Raw genomic sequence first — 15,626 nt, 5'->3', positions numbered from 1 at the left:
CCGAACCCCTTCTCCCTGATCGACCCCCACCGACCACACCCACCGCGCCCGAGGCCGTCGCCTCCGGCACCGCAGCCGCCCAACACGCCCCCCGAACACACCCAGGACGCATGCGAGCGGTGGACGTCATCGTCTGCGGCAGCGTCGCGGTCGACCTCAACGGCGTCCGCATCTGAAAAGGAGCCGGATACAGCGACATCGAAAGGGGCCTGCTCGCGCACTCCGGCCTGGTCCCCGACGCCACGCTCATCGTCACCACCGTGCACGCCCCGGAAGTCACCGAGGAACCGATCCCGGACACCGAACACGACGTGAGCGCGGGCTTCATCGTCACTCCACCAGAGATCATTCACTGCCCGTCGCGGCGACGCCCCTCCCGGATCCACTGGATGTACCTCGACGAGGACGGGCTCACAGCGATTCCCGTACTCCAGGCACTGCGAGCCGTCAGGCGGAGCCACGGAGACCGAGGCCAGGTGCCGCCGCAGGAGGAAGACCCTCGGACGAACGGCTCTGGGACGGCACTGATCGAAGAGGGGCGATCAGGGCTCCTGGCCGAGTGCACAAGTCGTCGGTGAGTCACACTTTCCGGGAGCCGGCTGCGGGGGCGGGACACGTCATCTCGTGGCGCGGACAGGTGAAAGTCCCCGCGACATCCCTGAGTTCTCGTGGTCGTTGCGGCACCCCACCGGTGAAGGGGCGCTGTGGACGTCTTCGAGATCAGGGACCGTTCGGTCCGCGGCAAGAAGCTCGTGCGGGGGCGAGGGCCAGCGGCTGTCGTGGATGGACTTCCGAGCCAGGGCACCCAGGCTGACCGCCGCGGCCACGGACAGCACCAGGGCCCATCCCAGCCGGGAGACGGCCAGAGGGACACAGAGTTCTTGGCTCATGGACGGTGACCCCCCAGAAGCTCCCCCCGATGACCGGATAGCACCCGGGGGGCCTCAGCTCGCTGTGGGCGAGCACGAAGAGCAGCGCCGGGTCCGTCACCAGCAGTGCCATGGCCAGGCCGTACCCCACCCAGACGACCAGCCGCAGCAGGAGATTCCCCTTGCGCTTCCCGCCCTGCGCAGAACCAGGTGGCCTCGCCTCGGACGTGCTCCGCTAGGCCGCGTACCCCATGGCTCCGAAGATCAGGACCACGAAGACGAACAGGAAGAGGGAGGCGGCGAGGTCCACGGCGGGCCTTCGGGATGCGGGGGTGGGGGGCGACTCCTGGGAAATGCGTGGAGCCGAACGCGAGCGTACTCCAGGGGACGCCGGCACGGGACGCGGCCCCGGGGACGATTCCGGCTGACAGCGGACCTCGGACGGATGATGCGGAGGCGGCCAGGACGTGTTCACCATGCCGGAAGGCGTGAGCGGCGGGTGCGCCGACCCGACCGCAGGCTGCGCGCTCGGCGCCTGCGGTGTCACGGCAGCACGAGCGACCAGTCCCCGTTGTGGGTGACGTGCACCAGGGACGGGCCGGGCGCGAGGCTCCCGCCCCCCTCCAGCTCCTCGAACTGTAGGAAGGCGGCCCGGGACGGGACCGTCGCCTGCCCGCCGACCTCCTGGACCGCCAACCCGCCCTCGGCCCCGGTGCCCCGGACGCCCACGTCGCCGCCGGGCCCGGAGTAGAGGAAGACCCCGTGCCCGCTCCCGGCGCCGGGCAGCTCCGGTGCGGAGGAGGCCGGCCGGAGCGTGACGCTCCACGCGCCGTCGGCCTCCACCGCGAGCAGGGCCGCTTCGCCCACGCTCAGGGCCTGCCCCGAGAACGAGCCCTCGTCGTCGCCGGTGATGGGGAGGAAGGTGTCCAGGAGCACCTCGGAAAATCGTTCGTCGGCGTCCAGGGTGAAGAGCATGAGTTCCTCCCCGCCGTCCTCGTAGACGACGTCGAGGACCATCGCCCCGGCGTCCCGCACCTGGTCGGGCAGCTCCAGGCGCTCCGAGGAGGTCCCCTCGAAGACGACCTCCTCGAACGCGCCGAACCGCTCGTCGGCCCACGCGGCCGGATCCGCCGGAGGCGGAGGGGTCTGCTCCGGGGACGAGGACGTGGCGGACTCGGTGATGACCGGCCCGCTCCCGTCGGCGCAGCCGGTGAGGAGGAGTACCACCGCGGCCGTGCAGGGCAGGAGACCGGGGACCCTCGTGTCCGGACGTGTCATCATGCTCCTTGGGCCGTGCTGGTGTTCCGTGCGGCGTGGGTGTACGGCGCTCGGCACGGGAATCCTGCCAGGGCGACCCGCGGGCGCGGTAGAGGCCGGTCCGCAATCGTGACCTGCGCGGGGCGGACGGGACCGCCGCAGGGCCACACCGGTGGGCGCGGCCGAGTTGAACAGCCGCCCACGCAAAACGCTCGGCCAGGACACCCCGGCCGAGCGCCTCGCTGAGTTCCTGGCGACAGCCGGTCGATCACTGTGTTGCCACGATCCCCGGAATTCGCCATGAGTTGCGGGGGGGTCAGGTCACGGCGCTACCGCCCGATCCCGCAGCCATCCTTCTCGACCCCTGATCCTCCACACCCCCCAACAACGATGACTCGATCACCAGCCCCGCCAGGATCGCCTCTCCCTTTCCGTCATGACCGCCGGCCCGTCCGACGAGCCCCGATTCATCCAGTCCGAGATGTCGTTGTTGCAGACGAACAGGTTGGCCGCCATACTCCGCACCTCGCTCGGTGGCAGGCGGAAGGACCACCCGACGTTGTCCTCCAGGGGCACGACCAGGACGGTGCGGTCCGACCCGCCCATGGAGGCTTGGTCGGCGATCACCACCACTTCCTCGCCCGTCTCCTCGTCTTCGTCATCGTTCGGGCGGACGATCGCCATCACCTGCTCCGGTGTGGCCCCCGCGAAGGCCGGGTCGTCCACGATCTGCACGTAGGGCTGGTATTCCTCGAGGGTCTCGATCCGGGGGTCGTGGCGGTCCGCGTCCGCCGCGAGTGCCGCCCAGGCACGGTCGTCGCTGAAATCGGTGCGCACGAGCAGCCCCCAGTTGTTCTGGGTGATCACGGGCAGGGGAGCGGCGGGCGGCTGGTACAGGGGCGGGCGGGCCGCCGTCTCCAGGACAGCGCCCATCAGGTCCAGGGAGCCTTCCGACCAGTCCTCGTAGGACTCACCGGGTTCGAGTTCCACCTCGGCGGCGCCGCAATCCTTGTGGTGGTCCAGGGTGTCTTCGATGCTGGGGCGGTGCAGGACCAGGTAGGTCATGGCCGCCTGGCGAGGCGTGACGCGGAAACGGTAGAGGTCGTCGTCGCTGGGGAGAAAGGCCATGAGCGGTCGCAGGTCGGCCTCACTGGTGGTACCACGGTCGGCGATCAGGACCAGGTCGGGAACCCAGGCCCTCTCACCGCTCAGGGCCCGCGCCACTTCCATGGGGGTGACGCCCCGCCTGGCGGGGTCCTGGGCCACGAGCAGGCGCCGGGGAATGGGGCCCTGGGCCGGGGGCAGGGCTTGCCCGGGGGTGTGGGTGACCGTGCCGGGCAGTTCTCCCATACGAGAGAGCACGTCGTTCCAGGTGCTGTCGTCACAGTCGCCGCGGACCAGCAACGCGCCGGGCACGCGCTCGGTCTCGCCGTCGGGGAGTGGGGGCAGGTCGGGGTACATCAGGGGGCCTCTTCGGGGTCGCGGCGTGCGGTCCGTCCCGTTGTACCGGGCGGGCCCGACAAACCGGCGCCCCGCGATGGTGCGCGAACACCTGGCCCGTCCGACCTCGCCCCGGGCGTTGGAGCAGCGGACCCTGTTGCGGTTCCTACGGGCCGTGGCCCGCGGCGCTGCGCCCCGCGACCGAGCCGTCTGTCGCTTGGCCTCCTACGCGGGCCTGCGCGTCACGGAGATCGTGGTCCCGGAGGTGTGCCGACGACCGTCTGTCAGCGAGGGAGGGCAGCGTGCGGGTGCGGGGCAAGGATTGCGCCGTGCCCCTGCACGCACAGGTGCGCGCCACGCTGGAGAAGCCGCCGGACGAGCTCGGTCGGCCCGCCGGGGCCGCTCATCCGCAACCGCGACGGCGCAGGTCTGTCCACCCGGACCGCCAACTCGGTGGTGTGCGCCCTGGGTGCCGCGGCGGGGATCGGGTCGGCCGACGGCGGCGAGGCCTTCGGTCCGCACGTTGTGCGCCACACCTTCGGCACCGACCTCGTGCGCGGTCGCTTCCGCGCCGGCGGACGTGGTCCTGGTCGCCGAGCTGATGCGGCACGCCGACACCGACACCACCCGCCGCTACACCCTGCCCAACGCGGTGGCACTGACGGCGTCCACGGTGACCCCGGCGGTCGTGCTGCTGCTGGTGCTGTACCCCGCGTTCGACCTCCTGTGCGCGGTGATCGACTTCCGGTCCTCAGGGTCGGCTCGCCCGGGGGTGGCGCTCGCCGTCAACATGGGCCTGAGCACGCTCGCCGTGATCGCCCTCGCGGTCTTCGCGGCGACCGGATCGGCCGCGGTGCTGAGCATCTGGGGCCTGTGGGCGATCACCGCCGGCGCGGTGCGACTCATCGTCGCGCTCGGGCGCCGCGGCCTGGGCGGCCAGTGGCCCATGATCCTCAGCGGTGGGCTCTCGATCCTGGTCGGTGCGGGGTTCCTCCTCCAGGCCACCAGTCAGGCCCCGGGGCCGTTTCCAGGCCGGGGCGGAATGCCACCCCGGGCACGGTCAAGGGCCTGCTCCACCCGGGGGGACCAGGCCGCGCCCGCCAGAGCGTGGTCCGCACCTGCCCGACATCGTCTGCCCCAGGTCCTGCGCGGGCGGCGTTGGTGTGCTGGTCGCCTCTGCCGCCACGGTGCCTCTTCCCCGTCGAGTACGTCGGAGCCGGCAGTCTCGCCTCGACGGCTCCGGGCACCTGCGCGCACACGGATGATCTCGTCGGTCGATTCATGCGCCGTGGTCGAATCGCCTGCTGTGGACAGCGCGGACGCGGACCGATGGCGGCACAACCCCGCCCGGACCAGTCGTTCGCGGCCGGTGACACGTTCGTTGACGGCACCCCAGGGTGGAGGAACGATCAACACCGGTGCGCGAATCGCGATGTGCGGGATGATCGCCGACTACAGCGCCGACCCCGCCCAGCGTCATGGCATCCGCAACCTGGTCGAGCTGGTCGAGCAGCGCGCCACCGCACACGGATTCCTGGTCACCGACCACGCCGACCGCTTCGACGAGATCACCGGGGAGCTGGCCGTCCGGCTCGGCGACGGCCGGCTGCGCCACGAGCGGGTCGTCCTGGAGGGGCTGGAGCACGCGCCGGAGGCGCTCGAACGCCTCTTCCGGGGCGACGGCCGTGGGAAGATCCTCGTTCGGGTCGCGCCCGACGATGCCACGGGCGGCGCCGACTGAGGGGCGCGGTGCCGGTCACGCCGGCGCCTGCGCGGGCAACTGAGGAATGTCGCCCCCATGGCACTGCTCAGCGATGCGCTCCTGGGCTCCTGCGCGGACGTCGACGACACCGGCCCGCGCACCTACGAGCCGGCGGTGGCCCGGGCGGAGCCGTACCTGCCCCGAGGCCTCCGTCGGGGTACGCGCCGACCGGCCGACGGACACCTGGGGCCACACCGTCCAGGGCACCGAGCCGACCGTGCGCGAGCCGCTCACCGACACCCTTGGGCAGCGGCGGATGAGGCGGATGCCGGAACCACCGGCGGATTCAACCCGCGGGTGTGCCGGGCGCACCGCGCCTGTCGTTCGCCAGGGGCTCGGCGCCGGCGCATGTCCACCGCACGGTCGGGCTACGCGGCCCGCTGGCGGGCCTTCCACTCCCGGTGGAGTGCGCGCCGACGCTCGTACTCCCGCTTCGCGCGGATCCGCGGATCGGTTTCGGGGGTCAGCGCCGCAGGACCCATGACGTGCAGGAGTGCGTAGTTGATGCGGAACCCCGTCCTGTACAGCAACGAGAACGAGTCGCCGCCACGCGGCTTGTCCATGGCCGTCCACCTCACCGTTCGCCGGGATCGCGGACGCACGCCGCGAGAGTGTGATCGCTCGGGGAATCCCTCGCCGTGAGACCCGCGGTCTTCCCCGCCCTGCAGCGTATCGGCCCGGTTCTCGGGTGCGGGGTCGGCCCGCCTCACACGAGTACGGCCACCGGCACGGCCGCACGGCTTCCCGGGTCGGCGGGTCGCCCTGTCGGCGGAACTCGCGGAAGGCCTTGGAAAGGTCAACTGGTCGCACTACGGAAAGCCCGATCGTTCCTTTCGCCATGGTGCGCCCGGCGTCCTCCCGGCGAAGGATCTGGCTATTTCCCTCGGTCCTGGTGTTCTCCTCGACGGTATTCTCCGAACAACACCGGAATCCTTTCCTGCCGGCGCGGAACGAGGCGGCGCAGCCGGCCCGCCCGGGATTCTCGACCTCGCGTGAGGGACGCATCGCCGACCCGACCACCGCGTCTTCCGTGGCGCGAGCCGGCCCTCCCGACCTGGGTGGACATGACCTCTGCGGGATCGTGGCGGCGGTGCTCCCGCCCTGGCGAGAGCCCCGGATCCCCGGTCGCGCCCGGGGAGAGCGGGGGCGTGGGCACGCGGTGAACGTCGACAGCAGAGCCGGTCGACGTTCGCCTCGACGCACACGAGAACGCTCTCCCCGTCATCGTCGCTCGCTTCCGTGAGGGGCCACGGAGCGGAATGCGCGGATGCCTGGTGAGGTGTCCGCCCGTTCTTTCTTCCATCGGGGTCGGAACGCGGCGGATTTCCGCGCCTCGAACGGCTCTCGACGCGTTTCGCGTGCAGGGGCAAAGCGCGTGGGCGGGGGTGCCCGCGACGGAATCTCCGGGTCGGCGGAGGGAGAGCGCCCGTCGCTGTCCGCGGGCGCCACCGCGGCGGTGCCCCGCACCGTGCGCACGCGCACGGTGGCGTCCCGAGACGCGGTGGTGCCCGTGCGGTCTCCGTCGGGTGCTCGGCGATCGCGGTGTGGGGGGCGATTTCGGGCGGCAGACGTCGCCTCGGCCGTGACGAGGTCTCCACGCTGCACGGACGTGCCGCTGGCCTGCGGCGGCGTGAGCTGCGGGGCCGTGCCGTAGGAGATCAACAACGAGGCTTGACAGTCGCAATCCGAACATAGATGATTCAATACGAACATGTGATCCTGATCTCAGAGGTGTGCTCTATGGCTGTTACGTCCCTCCCGCCCATCGCGGAGGCACTCGACGGAGCCGTCGATCTGCATTGCCACTCCGGACCGAACCCCTTCGCACGGGAGTTCGATCACGTCGAGGCGGCCCGCGACGGTGAGCGCCTGAACATGCGCGGCATCCTGGTCAAGTCGCACCACCACAACACCGTCATGGACCTGCTCGCGATGCATCGCGAACTGCGCGACGTCGCGACGCCGATCTTCGGTGGCATCGCCCTCAACGCCCAGGTAGGCGGGCTCAACCCCTACGCCGTCGCGATGTCGCTGCAGATGGGCGGACGCGCGGTGTGGTTCCCCACCTTCTCCAGCCGCTGCCACTGCGAGAACGACCATCACGGCTTCCCCGAGTCCGACTACGACATCCCCAACCGGATCGTCGACGTGGTCGACGCCGAAGGTCGCCTGCTCGACGCCGCCCACGAGGTCATCGACCTGGTGGCGGAGTCGGACGTACTCCTCTCGGCGGGCCACCTGGAGCCGGCCCAGTCGGCCCTGCTCTTCGCCGCCGCCGCCGAGCGCGGGGTCCGGCGCATGATCCTCAGCCACCCGAACTTCATCGTCGACGCCGACGTCGAGCGCTGCCGCCGGCTGGCCGCCCTCGGTGGCTACATCGAGCACGAGGTCGGCATGTACGACCCGCAGGGCTTTCGCAAGTGGGACCCGGCGCTGTTGGTCGAGTGGATCCGGGCCATTGGCCCCGATCACACGGTCCTGTCCTCGGATCTGGGGCAGCGAGGCCGCCCCATGCCCGTCGACGCCTTCATGCGGGTCGGCCGGGCTCTGCTCGACCACGGCCTGTCCGTCGAGGAGCTGCGTCAGGTCACCTCGCGCAACGCCGCCTTCCTGCTCGGCCTGGACGACGAACGTCCCGCTTCCGTCGAGGGGCGCTGAAGAATGGCCTACCTCGCGAGCGATCCGCGCAGCCAACTGGCCGCCTCGACCGCGCCCGACGCCGACGCGGCGCTGGAGCCGCAGTACTTCGACTTCGGCGAACTCGCCCCCACCGGGACCACCGCACGGGGCGGGCGCACGTGGACGGTGCGCGCCGCCAACACCGCCGTCGTCTACGCCGAACACACCGACGGGGACACCGTCGACCGCGAGGACGCGGACGAGACGATGCTGGTCGTCCTGCCGTCCGCGGGCCGTCTCACGGTGAGCACGGCGGGGGAGCGGGTCGCCGTGGAACCGACCAGCATCGTCACGGTCCGGCCGGGCCCCTGGCGCTACGAGGTCGAGGGCGCGCTGCGGCTCCTGCGCCTGCACACGGTACGCACACCGGACGTGCTCGACCGGGCGCTCAACGCCGAGGCCTACGCCGAGGGGCTCGGACTCAGTGCCCCCGCCACCCCGTGGCCCGCCCCTTCCGACGCCGCCGCGATCCGCGTCTACGACGCCATCGAGGACATCGCCCCACAGGAGGGGCGCCTGGGGCGTATCCTCCGCGGCCGCCACGCCATGGTGAACGTGCTGTACCCGCGCGTCGGACCGCGGGACCCGCACACGCTGTCCCCCCACACCCACGACGACTTCGAGCAGTTGAGCTTCGTCGACGCCGGTCGGTACGTACACCACATCCGGCGCACGTGGGGAAACGATCGCACCGCCTGGCGCCCCGATGAGCATCGCGAGATCGGTGGGCCGTCGCTGACCATCATCCCCCCGCCGCTGATCCACACGAGTGAGGCGGTCGGGGCCGGCGAGAACCGCATGATCGACGTCTTCGCCGGCCCTCGCGAGGACTTCTCACGCAGGCCGGGCTGGGTGCTCAACGCCGAGGACTACCCGGCGCCGGAGGCCCTCCGATGAGCCGGCTGAGCAGGTCCGAGGGCACGTGGTGGGCGGCCTGGGTCAAGCTCGACTCCTGGGAGTCCACCACCATCCTCGCCCACGCCGGCGTCGAGGTGATCGTCATCGACGCCGAACACACGATGCTGGACCCGTCGGCGATCGCCCGGCACATCGCCGTCGGTCAGGCGCACGGCATGCGTGCGCTCGTCCGGGTTCCCGATCAGGGGGCCTCCTTCGTGCAGCGCGTCCTCGACGCGGGTGCCGACGGCATCGTCGTGCCCCACGTCGACGGCCCCTCCGACGCCGCCGCCGTGGTGTCCGCGACGCGATTCGCCCCCGGGGGGAGGCGCGGTTCGGGTGCGACCTCGCGTGCCGGATCATGGGGGCAGGGGGCGCGATCCGACTACCTGGCCCGTCAGGTCGAGGTCATCGCACAGATCGAGTCCCGCGCCGCGCTGGAGTCCGTGGAGGAGATCGCCGCGGTCGACGGCATCACCGGTCTCCTGCTCGGTGCCGCCGACCTCACGCTCGACGCCCGGGGCGCGGTCCCGGACGCGGACGTCACGGTCGCGGCGGCCGCCCGGGCGCACGGCATCGCCGCGGGAGCGGCGGGAGGCCCCGCCGGCGCCGCGCGCGCCCGCGAGCTGGGGCTGGACTTCTACGTCGGCGCCGCGGACACGACACTGCTCGCCGACGCGGCCGCGCGAGCCGTACAACGCATGCGGGCCCTTGAGGACCACACAGGAAAGGCGTCGTCCCATGCATGAGCCGGTCATGAACTTCGTCCATGTCAGCAAGCACTATCGCGGGGGAACGGTGGCGGTCGAGGACTTCCACCTCGACATCGCCGACGGAGAGTTCGTTTCCATCGTGGGGCCGAGCGGGTGCGGCAAGAGCACCATGCTCAAGCTCATCATGGGCCTGGAGCCGCTGACCGCGGGCAGCATCGAGTACCGGGCCGAGGCGCGCGACGCGTCGGCGATGACCGGAATGGTGTTCCAACAGCCGCTCCTGCTGCCCTGGAACACGGTCCTGGACAACGTGCTCGTGCCTTCGACCCTGCAGGGCCGTGCCCAGCGGCGGCGTGATGAGGGACGGGCGCGTGATCTCCTCGCGATGCTCGGGCTGTCGGAATTCGCCGGCAGCCACCCCTACGAATTGTCCGGCGGGATGCAGCAGCGCGTCGGGATCGCCCGGGCCCTCCTGCACGATCCGCGGATCCTGCTCATGGACGAACCGTTCGGCGCCCTGGACGCGATGACCCGTGACCAGCTGACGATGGACCTCCTGGAGATCTGGGAGCGGGACCGCAAGACGGTCGTGTTCATCACCCACAGCATCTCCGAAGCGGTGCTCCTCTCCGACCGCGTCGTCGTGATGACCCCACGGCCGGGTCGCGTCGGGGACGTCATCGACATCGACCTACCGCGCCCGCGCACCCTCGACATCGTGAGCACCGCCGAGTTCGGCGACTACACGCGTCGCATCAGAACCGTTCTCGACAAGGCCGAAGTGGTGACCGCCCCATGACCGCGCCCTCGCACGACACCTCCGCGGCCAAGCGGCACCTGACGGTGCGGCGTGAGGCAGGAGGCACCGAGACACGTCGCAGGCTCTCCGACCTCCCCGGCTGGCTGCTGTCGAGCACCACGGTGCTCATCCTGCTGATCGTCTGGGAGGTGACGGTCCGGACCCTTGATGTCTCCGAGATCCTGTTCCCCGCGCCCACCCGGATCGTCCAGGCGCTCATCGAGGGATTCGGCCAGGGGCCGTTCCTACGCCACACCTGGGTGACGCTGCAGGAGATCATCTACGGCTTCGGCATCGCGGTCGTCTCCGGACTGCTCGTCGCGGTGTGGGTGAGCTCCTCGCGCCTGGCCGAGAAGATCGTTCTGCCGATCGTGGTCGTGCTGCAGACCGTACCGAAGGTGGCCCTCGCGCCGTTGTTCCTCGTCTGGTTCGGCTTCGGCATGGAGTCGAAGATCCTCACGACGGCGCTGATCGCGTTCTTCCCGATCCTGGTCAACGCCACGCTCGGCTTCAACTCCACCAGCAGCGATCAGGTGAACATGATGCGTTCCTTCGGGGCGACGCGTCTGCAGGTGCTCACCCGACTGCGTCTGCCCACGGCCGTCCCCAGCATCATCGCCGGGCTGGACGTGGCGGTCGTGCTCTCGGTCATCGGCGCGATCGTCGCGGAGTTCGTGGGTTCCCAGGCCGGGCTCGGCTACCTGATCATCGCCAGCAACACCTCACTGGACGTGGCCACCATGTTCGCGGCCCTCGTCGTGCTCTCGACCATCGGTCTCGTGCTGCACTACGCCGTCGTCCTCGGTGGGCGACGACTCGCGTTCTGGTCCGAAGAGAACCGGGCCCGCTCCCTCGCACACTGAATTCCTCTCATCGAAGGACAACTCATGCCCATGACACGTGTGTCTCGAAAGGTGCTGCAGGGCGGCGCGTTTCTGGTGCTCACCTCTTTGCTCGCGGCCTGCGGCGGGTCGAGCGGCGACGGTGGCGACCAACAGGTCTCCATGACGCTCGCGACCCCGACCTGGAACGCGGGGATCGCCTCGATCGCCGTCTCACAAGAGATGGGCTACTTCGAGGACGAGGGGCTGGACGTCGAGGTCATCCTGGCCGACTCCGCGACGACCCAGGCCCAACAGATCGCGACCGGGCAGGTCGCGACCGGGGCGGTCAGCCCCGAACCGGTGATCCTCGGACGTCAGTCCGGCAAGGACCTCGACCTGACCTACTTCATGTCCTACTACAAGGACAACATCTACGGTCTGCAGGTCCCCGCCGACAGCGACATCACCTCGATCGAGGATCTCGAGGGTAAGACGGTCGGCGCGATCAGCCTCGCGAGCGCTTCGGTCACCCAGGCCCAGGCCGGTCTGCGTGAGGCGGGGGTGCCGGAGGACTCGGTCACGTTCGTCGCGATCGGGACGGGCGGCCAGCAGGCCGCCGCCGTGGAGAACGGCCAGGTCGACGCGCTCGCCCTGCTGGACACCTCCTTCCAGGTCCTCGAGAACCAGGGGATCGAACTGCGCGACATCGAGGTCCCGGGTACCGACGAGCTCACCAGCGGTGGTCTCGCCGCCCGGACCGGCGACCTGGAACAGGACCGGGATCTGTACGTCAAGCTCGGCCGTGCGATCGCCAAGGGCGTGGTCTTCAGCGAGGCGAACCCCGAGGCCGCCATCACGCTGCTCTTCGACGCCCACCCCGAGGCGCGTCCCTCCGGGCTGGAGGACGACGCCGCCCTGGCGTCGTCGGTCTCCGTCCTGGAAGCGCGACTGGCCAACCTCGGTGCCGACGACGATCCTTACGGGGCGATGGATCCGCAGGCCCTGCAGGCCAACGTGGACTTCCTGCTCGAGGCGGGCGAACTCACCGAGTCGGTGGACTCCGCCGGCCTGTACGACGACTCGTTGATCCAGGACATCAACGACTTCGACCGTGACGCCGTCCGCCAGGAGGCCACCGACCATGCCTGACGCGACGACGACGATCGACCCTTCGGGGTTGAGCGCGCAGGAGAACTACCGGCTGCTCACGGGGTGCGTCGTCCCTCGCCCCATCGCCTGGGTGAGCTCGGTGGGTCGCGACGGTGCGGCCAACCTGGCGCCGTTCAGCGCGTTCACCATGGTGTCCAACGATCCGCCCATGGTCGGCATCAACATCGGTCGGCGCGAGGGTGGGTTCAAGGACACGGCCCGCAACATCGCCGAGCGGGGCGAGTACGTCGTGAACATCCCCGGTTGGGAGCAGTGGCGGGAGGTCCATGAGTCGGGGGAGGTGCATCCCCCGGACGTCGACGAAGCCGAGGTCCTCGGACTCGCCATGACACCGAGCGAGGTGGTGGACGTCCCCCGCCTGGCCTCGGCACGGGTGAGCCTGGAGTGTCGATTGGCGCGCGTGGTGGAGTTCGGCCGGGCCGGCGCACAATTCACGGTGGGTGAGGTGGTGCGGTTCCACGTGCTCGCCTCGGCGCTGGACGGTCTCAAGATCGACACCACGATGATCGACCCGGCGTCGCGCCTGGCCGGACCGACCTACGGACGGATCGGGCGGGTCGAACGCCTCGGGGGCGGGTCCGCGGTGGGTTCCACCCCGTCGGCGTCGCGGGTCGAACGCGCCTGACCCCGGCTCACTCGTGGGCGCCGAGTGACTGGGAGATCGTGGTCGCGGCGCTCCGGAGCGCCGCGAGCTCGGCGCCCTCGGCCTGGACGTCCAGTACGTCCCGGGTGCTCAGGAGCGCCAGTGAGGCGGCGAGGCCGTGCTCGTCCCACACGGGTGTGGCGAGCACGGCGATACCCCGGGCGCTGACCTGCGCGGCGTAGCCGCGCTCGGACGTCTCGCGCACCAGGCACTCGATCCGTTCACGCTCCTCCGCGGGGAGTTGCCGCGCGGCCCGCGCCACGCTGGGGGCGTCGCTCATGAAGGTGTGGAAGATGCCGGTCTGGGCGGCGGCGGTCGACAGCTGCATGCCCACGCGTACGGACACGACGATCTGGCGGCGTGGGGGTTCCTCGACGTGTGCCACGACCGGTGACGACGAGCCCCAGAGCGACAGCACCGCGGTGATCTCGGTGTCCCGGGCCAGCGTCTGCATGGGGTCCACGGCGAGGCGCAGGATGTCACGGCGGCCGAGGGCGAAGGCGCCGAGTTGGACGAGCGTCGGGCCCGGTGCGTACGTGCGGTCATCGCGCAGGGTGAGCACGTTGGCGTTGACCAGGGAGGTGAGGTAGCGATAGGTCGTCGTGCGATTGAGCCCGATGAGGTCGGCGGCCTCCGAGGAGTTCACCGATTCACGATGCGGACCGAAAAGTGCGAGGATCATCCCCACCCGGTCGACTGCTTGGATGTCCACTCTGTCGCCCCTTGACGTGATGTGTTCGGGTTGTTCACATGGCGACCTCATCGTACCTCGCACGAGTGGTTTCAAACACGGGAGCCGGTGCCCTCACCCTCGTGGTCCGGGCCCGGAATTCCCCGGGTGCGGTCGGGATCCGGGCCGGGAGAGTTCCGGGGCCCGTCACGCTCGGGCGACGGAGGCCGAGGTCCACGAGGAACCCCACGAAGGCCCCGGCCGTGAGGTCCGGCCGACCACGACGCCGTGCGGGGGCCGCCCCGGCCACGGGAGAACCCGCCGTGGTCGGCGCCGCCGGCGACCCGCTCCATGAGCACACCGCCACCCCGCGCCCCGTACCGCGGGTTCGCCCGCCGACGCGTGTACCGGGTCGGCCTCTGCCGTGAGCCGCCCCCTCCGGGAGCGCGTGGGACGTGCCGGGTCGCTCAGGAGAAGTCGAGGCCGAGCAGGGCGTTCTCCGTGACCTCGGGCAGGGCAGGGTGGATCCAGTACTGCCTGGTCGCGACCTCACGCACGTCGAGGTCGAAGGCGAGGACGGTGATCATCTGCTGGATCAGGGTGGCCGCGTCCGGGCCCATGTAGTGGGCACCGAGCAGCTTGCCGGTGTCGCGGTCGGCGATCAGTTTGCAGAGGCCGGTGACGTCCTCCATGGCCCAGCCGTAGGCGACGTCCCCGTACTTCTGTACCTTGGCCGTCACGTTGTGGCCCCGCGCGTGGGCCTGCTCCTCGGTCATACCGACGGTGGCGATCTGCGGGTGCGTGAAGGTGGCGGCGGGAACGTGGTCGTGCGGCATCACGTGGAGGTCGCTCGGGTGGAGCAGGTTGTGGCGCACGGCGCGCATCTCCGCGTTGGCGACGTGCTTGAGCATGTGGGGAGAGGAGACGTCGCCGAGAGCCCAGACACCCTCGGCGGTGGTCGAACGACCGTACGCGTCGACCAGGACGCGCCCGTCCTCGCCCATCGCGATCCCACCCGAGGCCAGGTCCAACCGGTCCCCGTTGGGCACACGTCCGGTGGCCACCAGCAGCGCGTCCGCGCTCACGGACGAGCCGTCGTCGAGCCGTACGGTCACCGCGTCCTCCGTGTGCTCGGCGTCGACGATGGTGCGGCCGCCGAGGAGGCGGTAACGCTCGGCGGCCAGATCGTTGAACCGCTTGCCCAGGTCGGCGTCCATTCCGCGCAGCAACGCCGAGCGGGCGATGATGGTGACGTCGGTGCCCAACGCGTCGAAGACGTGGGCGAACTCCATGGCGATGTAACCCCCACCGACGATCACCAACGAGGTCGGCGGCTCGGGCAGCCGCATGATGTCCTCGTTGGTGTGGTACGGCACACCCGAGTCGGCGATGGCCTCGGGGATGAAGGGACGTGAGCCGGCGGCGATCACGACCTCGTCGCCCGAGATGACCTTCTCCTGGTCGCCCTGACCGGTGCGGAGCGTGCGTTCGCCCACGAAGACCGCGTGCCGGTCGTAGACGTCGATGTTCGGGGTCTGGGGGCCGCGACGGTAGCTCTCCCCGCCGGAGGCGATCGGGTCGATGCGGTTCTCGAAGATACGGGTGACGATGCCCGGCCAGTCCACCGAATCGAACCGGGCGTTCAGGTTCAGCCGCTGCGACCGGGACGTCGCCAGCGCGACGTCGGCGGCGTGGACGAACATCTTGGTGGGGATGCAGCCGACGTTGAGGCAGGTGCCGCCGAACGTTCCCTCCTCGATGATCGCGATCGACCGGTCCTCGAATTCGGGCCCGGGGATCGAGTTGCCCGAACCGCTGCCGATGATGACCAGGTCGTAGTGGTGGTCCACCGCGATGTCACTGGCGGGAGTGTGCATGGTGAGTCCTAACTACGGGCGCTCTC

Annotated in this window: 13 protein-coding genes; 8 read left to right on the top strand and 5 right to left on the bottom strand. The window is 70.5% G+C overall.

All coding sequences use genetic code 11. The features are described 5' to 3' along the window. Positions 1-1,412: 1,412 nt before the first annotated feature. Both DSY14_RS07840 and DSY14_RS07835 read right to left on the bottom strand, forming a co-directional pair. Positions 1,413-2,150: a hypothetical protein gene (locus tag DSY14_RS07840; RefSeq protein WP_211715805.1), complete on the bottom strand. Its 738-nt coding sequence runs from the start codon at positions 2,148-2,150 to the stop codon at positions 1,413-1,415. 375 nt (positions 2,151-2,525) lie between these two features. Further along, a complete protein-coding gene (locus DSY14_RS07835) occupies positions 2,526-3,587 on the bottom strand; it encodes a hypothetical protein (protein WP_211715804.1) in 1,062 nt (353 codons plus the stop codon). A gap of 502 nt (positions 3,588-4,089) precedes the next feature. On the opposite strand from DSY14_RS07835, the gene DSY14_RS28650 reads away from it, so the two are divergent. Then, positions 4,090-5,307 (top strand): hypothetical protein, encoded by a 1,218-nt coding sequence (locus DSY14_RS28650; protein ID WP_249187497.1) that lies wholly within the window; start codon positions 4,090-4,092, stop codon positions 5,305-5,307. Positions 5,308-5,696: 389 nt separating this feature from the next. On the opposite strand, the gene DSY14_RS07825 is transcribed toward DSY14_RS28650, so the two are convergent. Continuing rightward, a complete protein-coding gene (locus tag DSY14_RS07825; RefSeq protein WP_211715803.1) occupies positions 5,697-5,891 on the bottom strand; it encodes a hypothetical protein in 195 nt (64 codons plus the stop codon). A gap of 1,177 nt (positions 5,892-7,068) precedes the next feature. Between DSY14_RS07825 and DSY14_RS07820 the strand changes: the two genes are divergently transcribed. The 7 genes from DSY14_RS07820 to DSY14_RS07790 are packed head-to-tail and all read left to right on the top strand — an operon-like array spanning position 7,069 to position 13,035. Beyond that, positions 7,069-7,986, top strand: coding sequence for a DUF6282 family protein (locus tag DSY14_RS07820; RefSeq protein ID WP_211715802.1), 918 nt, complete (start codon positions 7,069-7,071; stop codon positions 7,984-7,986). 3 nt (positions 7,987-7,989) lie between these two features. Next, positions 7,990-8,904, top strand: coding sequence for a hypothetical protein (locus DSY14_RS07815; protein ID WP_211715801.1), 915 nt, complete (start codon positions 7,990-7,992; stop codon positions 8,902-8,904). After that, positions 8,901-9,653: an HpcH/HpaI aldolase/citrate lyase family protein gene (locus DSY14_RS07810; protein ID WP_211715800.1), complete on the top strand. Its 753-nt coding sequence runs from the start codon at positions 8,901-8,903 to the stop codon at positions 9,651-9,653. Before DSY14_RS07815 ends, DSY14_RS07810 begins: the two co-directional genes overlap by 4 nt. Before the next feature lie 7 nt (positions 9,654-9,660). Beyond that, positions 9,661-10,416, top strand: a complete 756-nt coding sequence (locus DSY14_RS07805; protein ID WP_211715799.1) for an ABC transporter ATP-binding protein — start codon at positions 9,661-9,663, stop codon at positions 10,414-10,416. Next, on the top strand, positions 10,413-11,279 hold the full coding sequence (locus DSY14_RS07800; RefSeq protein WP_211715798.1) for an ABC transporter permease: 867 nt from the start codon (positions 10,413-10,415) through the stop codon (positions 11,277-11,279). The genes DSY14_RS07805 and DSY14_RS07800 overlap by 4 nt, the downstream gene beginning before the upstream one ends. 24 nt (positions 11,280-11,303) lie before the next feature. Further along, the gene (locus DSY14_RS07795) at positions 11,304-12,389 is read left to right on the top strand and encodes an ABC transporter substrate-binding protein (protein WP_211715797.1); all 1,086 of its coding nucleotides are present in this window, start codon (positions 11,304-11,306) and stop codon (positions 12,387-12,389) included. Then, entirely contained in the window at positions 12,382-13,035 is a 654-nt protein-coding gene (locus DSY14_RS07790; RefSeq protein ID WP_211715796.1) for a flavin reductase family protein, read from the top strand. Before DSY14_RS07795 ends, DSY14_RS07790 begins: the two co-directional genes overlap by 8 nt. A gap of 7 nt (positions 13,036-13,042) precedes the next feature. On the opposite strand, the gene DSY14_RS07785 is transcribed toward DSY14_RS07790, so the two are convergent. Both DSY14_RS07785 and mtr read right to left on the bottom strand, forming a co-directional pair. Next, the gene (locus DSY14_RS07785; RefSeq protein WP_283091592.1) at positions 13,043-13,816 is read right to left on the bottom strand and encodes an IclR family transcriptional regulator; all 774 of its coding nucleotides are present in this window, start codon (positions 13,814-13,816) and stop codon (positions 13,043-13,045) included. 374 nt (positions 13,817-14,190) lie between these two features. Beyond that, complete coding sequence (mtr, locus tag DSY14_RS07780) at positions 14,191-15,600, bottom strand: mycothione reductase (protein ID WP_211715794.1); 1,410 nt, start codon at positions 15,598-15,600, stop codon at positions 14,191-14,193. Positions 15,601-15,626 lie beyond the last annotated feature (26 nt).

The organism is Nocardiopsis sp. MG754419 (genome assembly GCF_018207095.1).
Taxonomy (GTDB): domain Bacteria; phylum Actinomycetota; class Actinomycetes; order Streptosporangiales; family Streptosporangiaceae; genus Nocardiopsis.
Note: the sequence above shows the minus strand (reverse complement) of the source record. Positions and strands in the feature narration are given on the sequence as shown.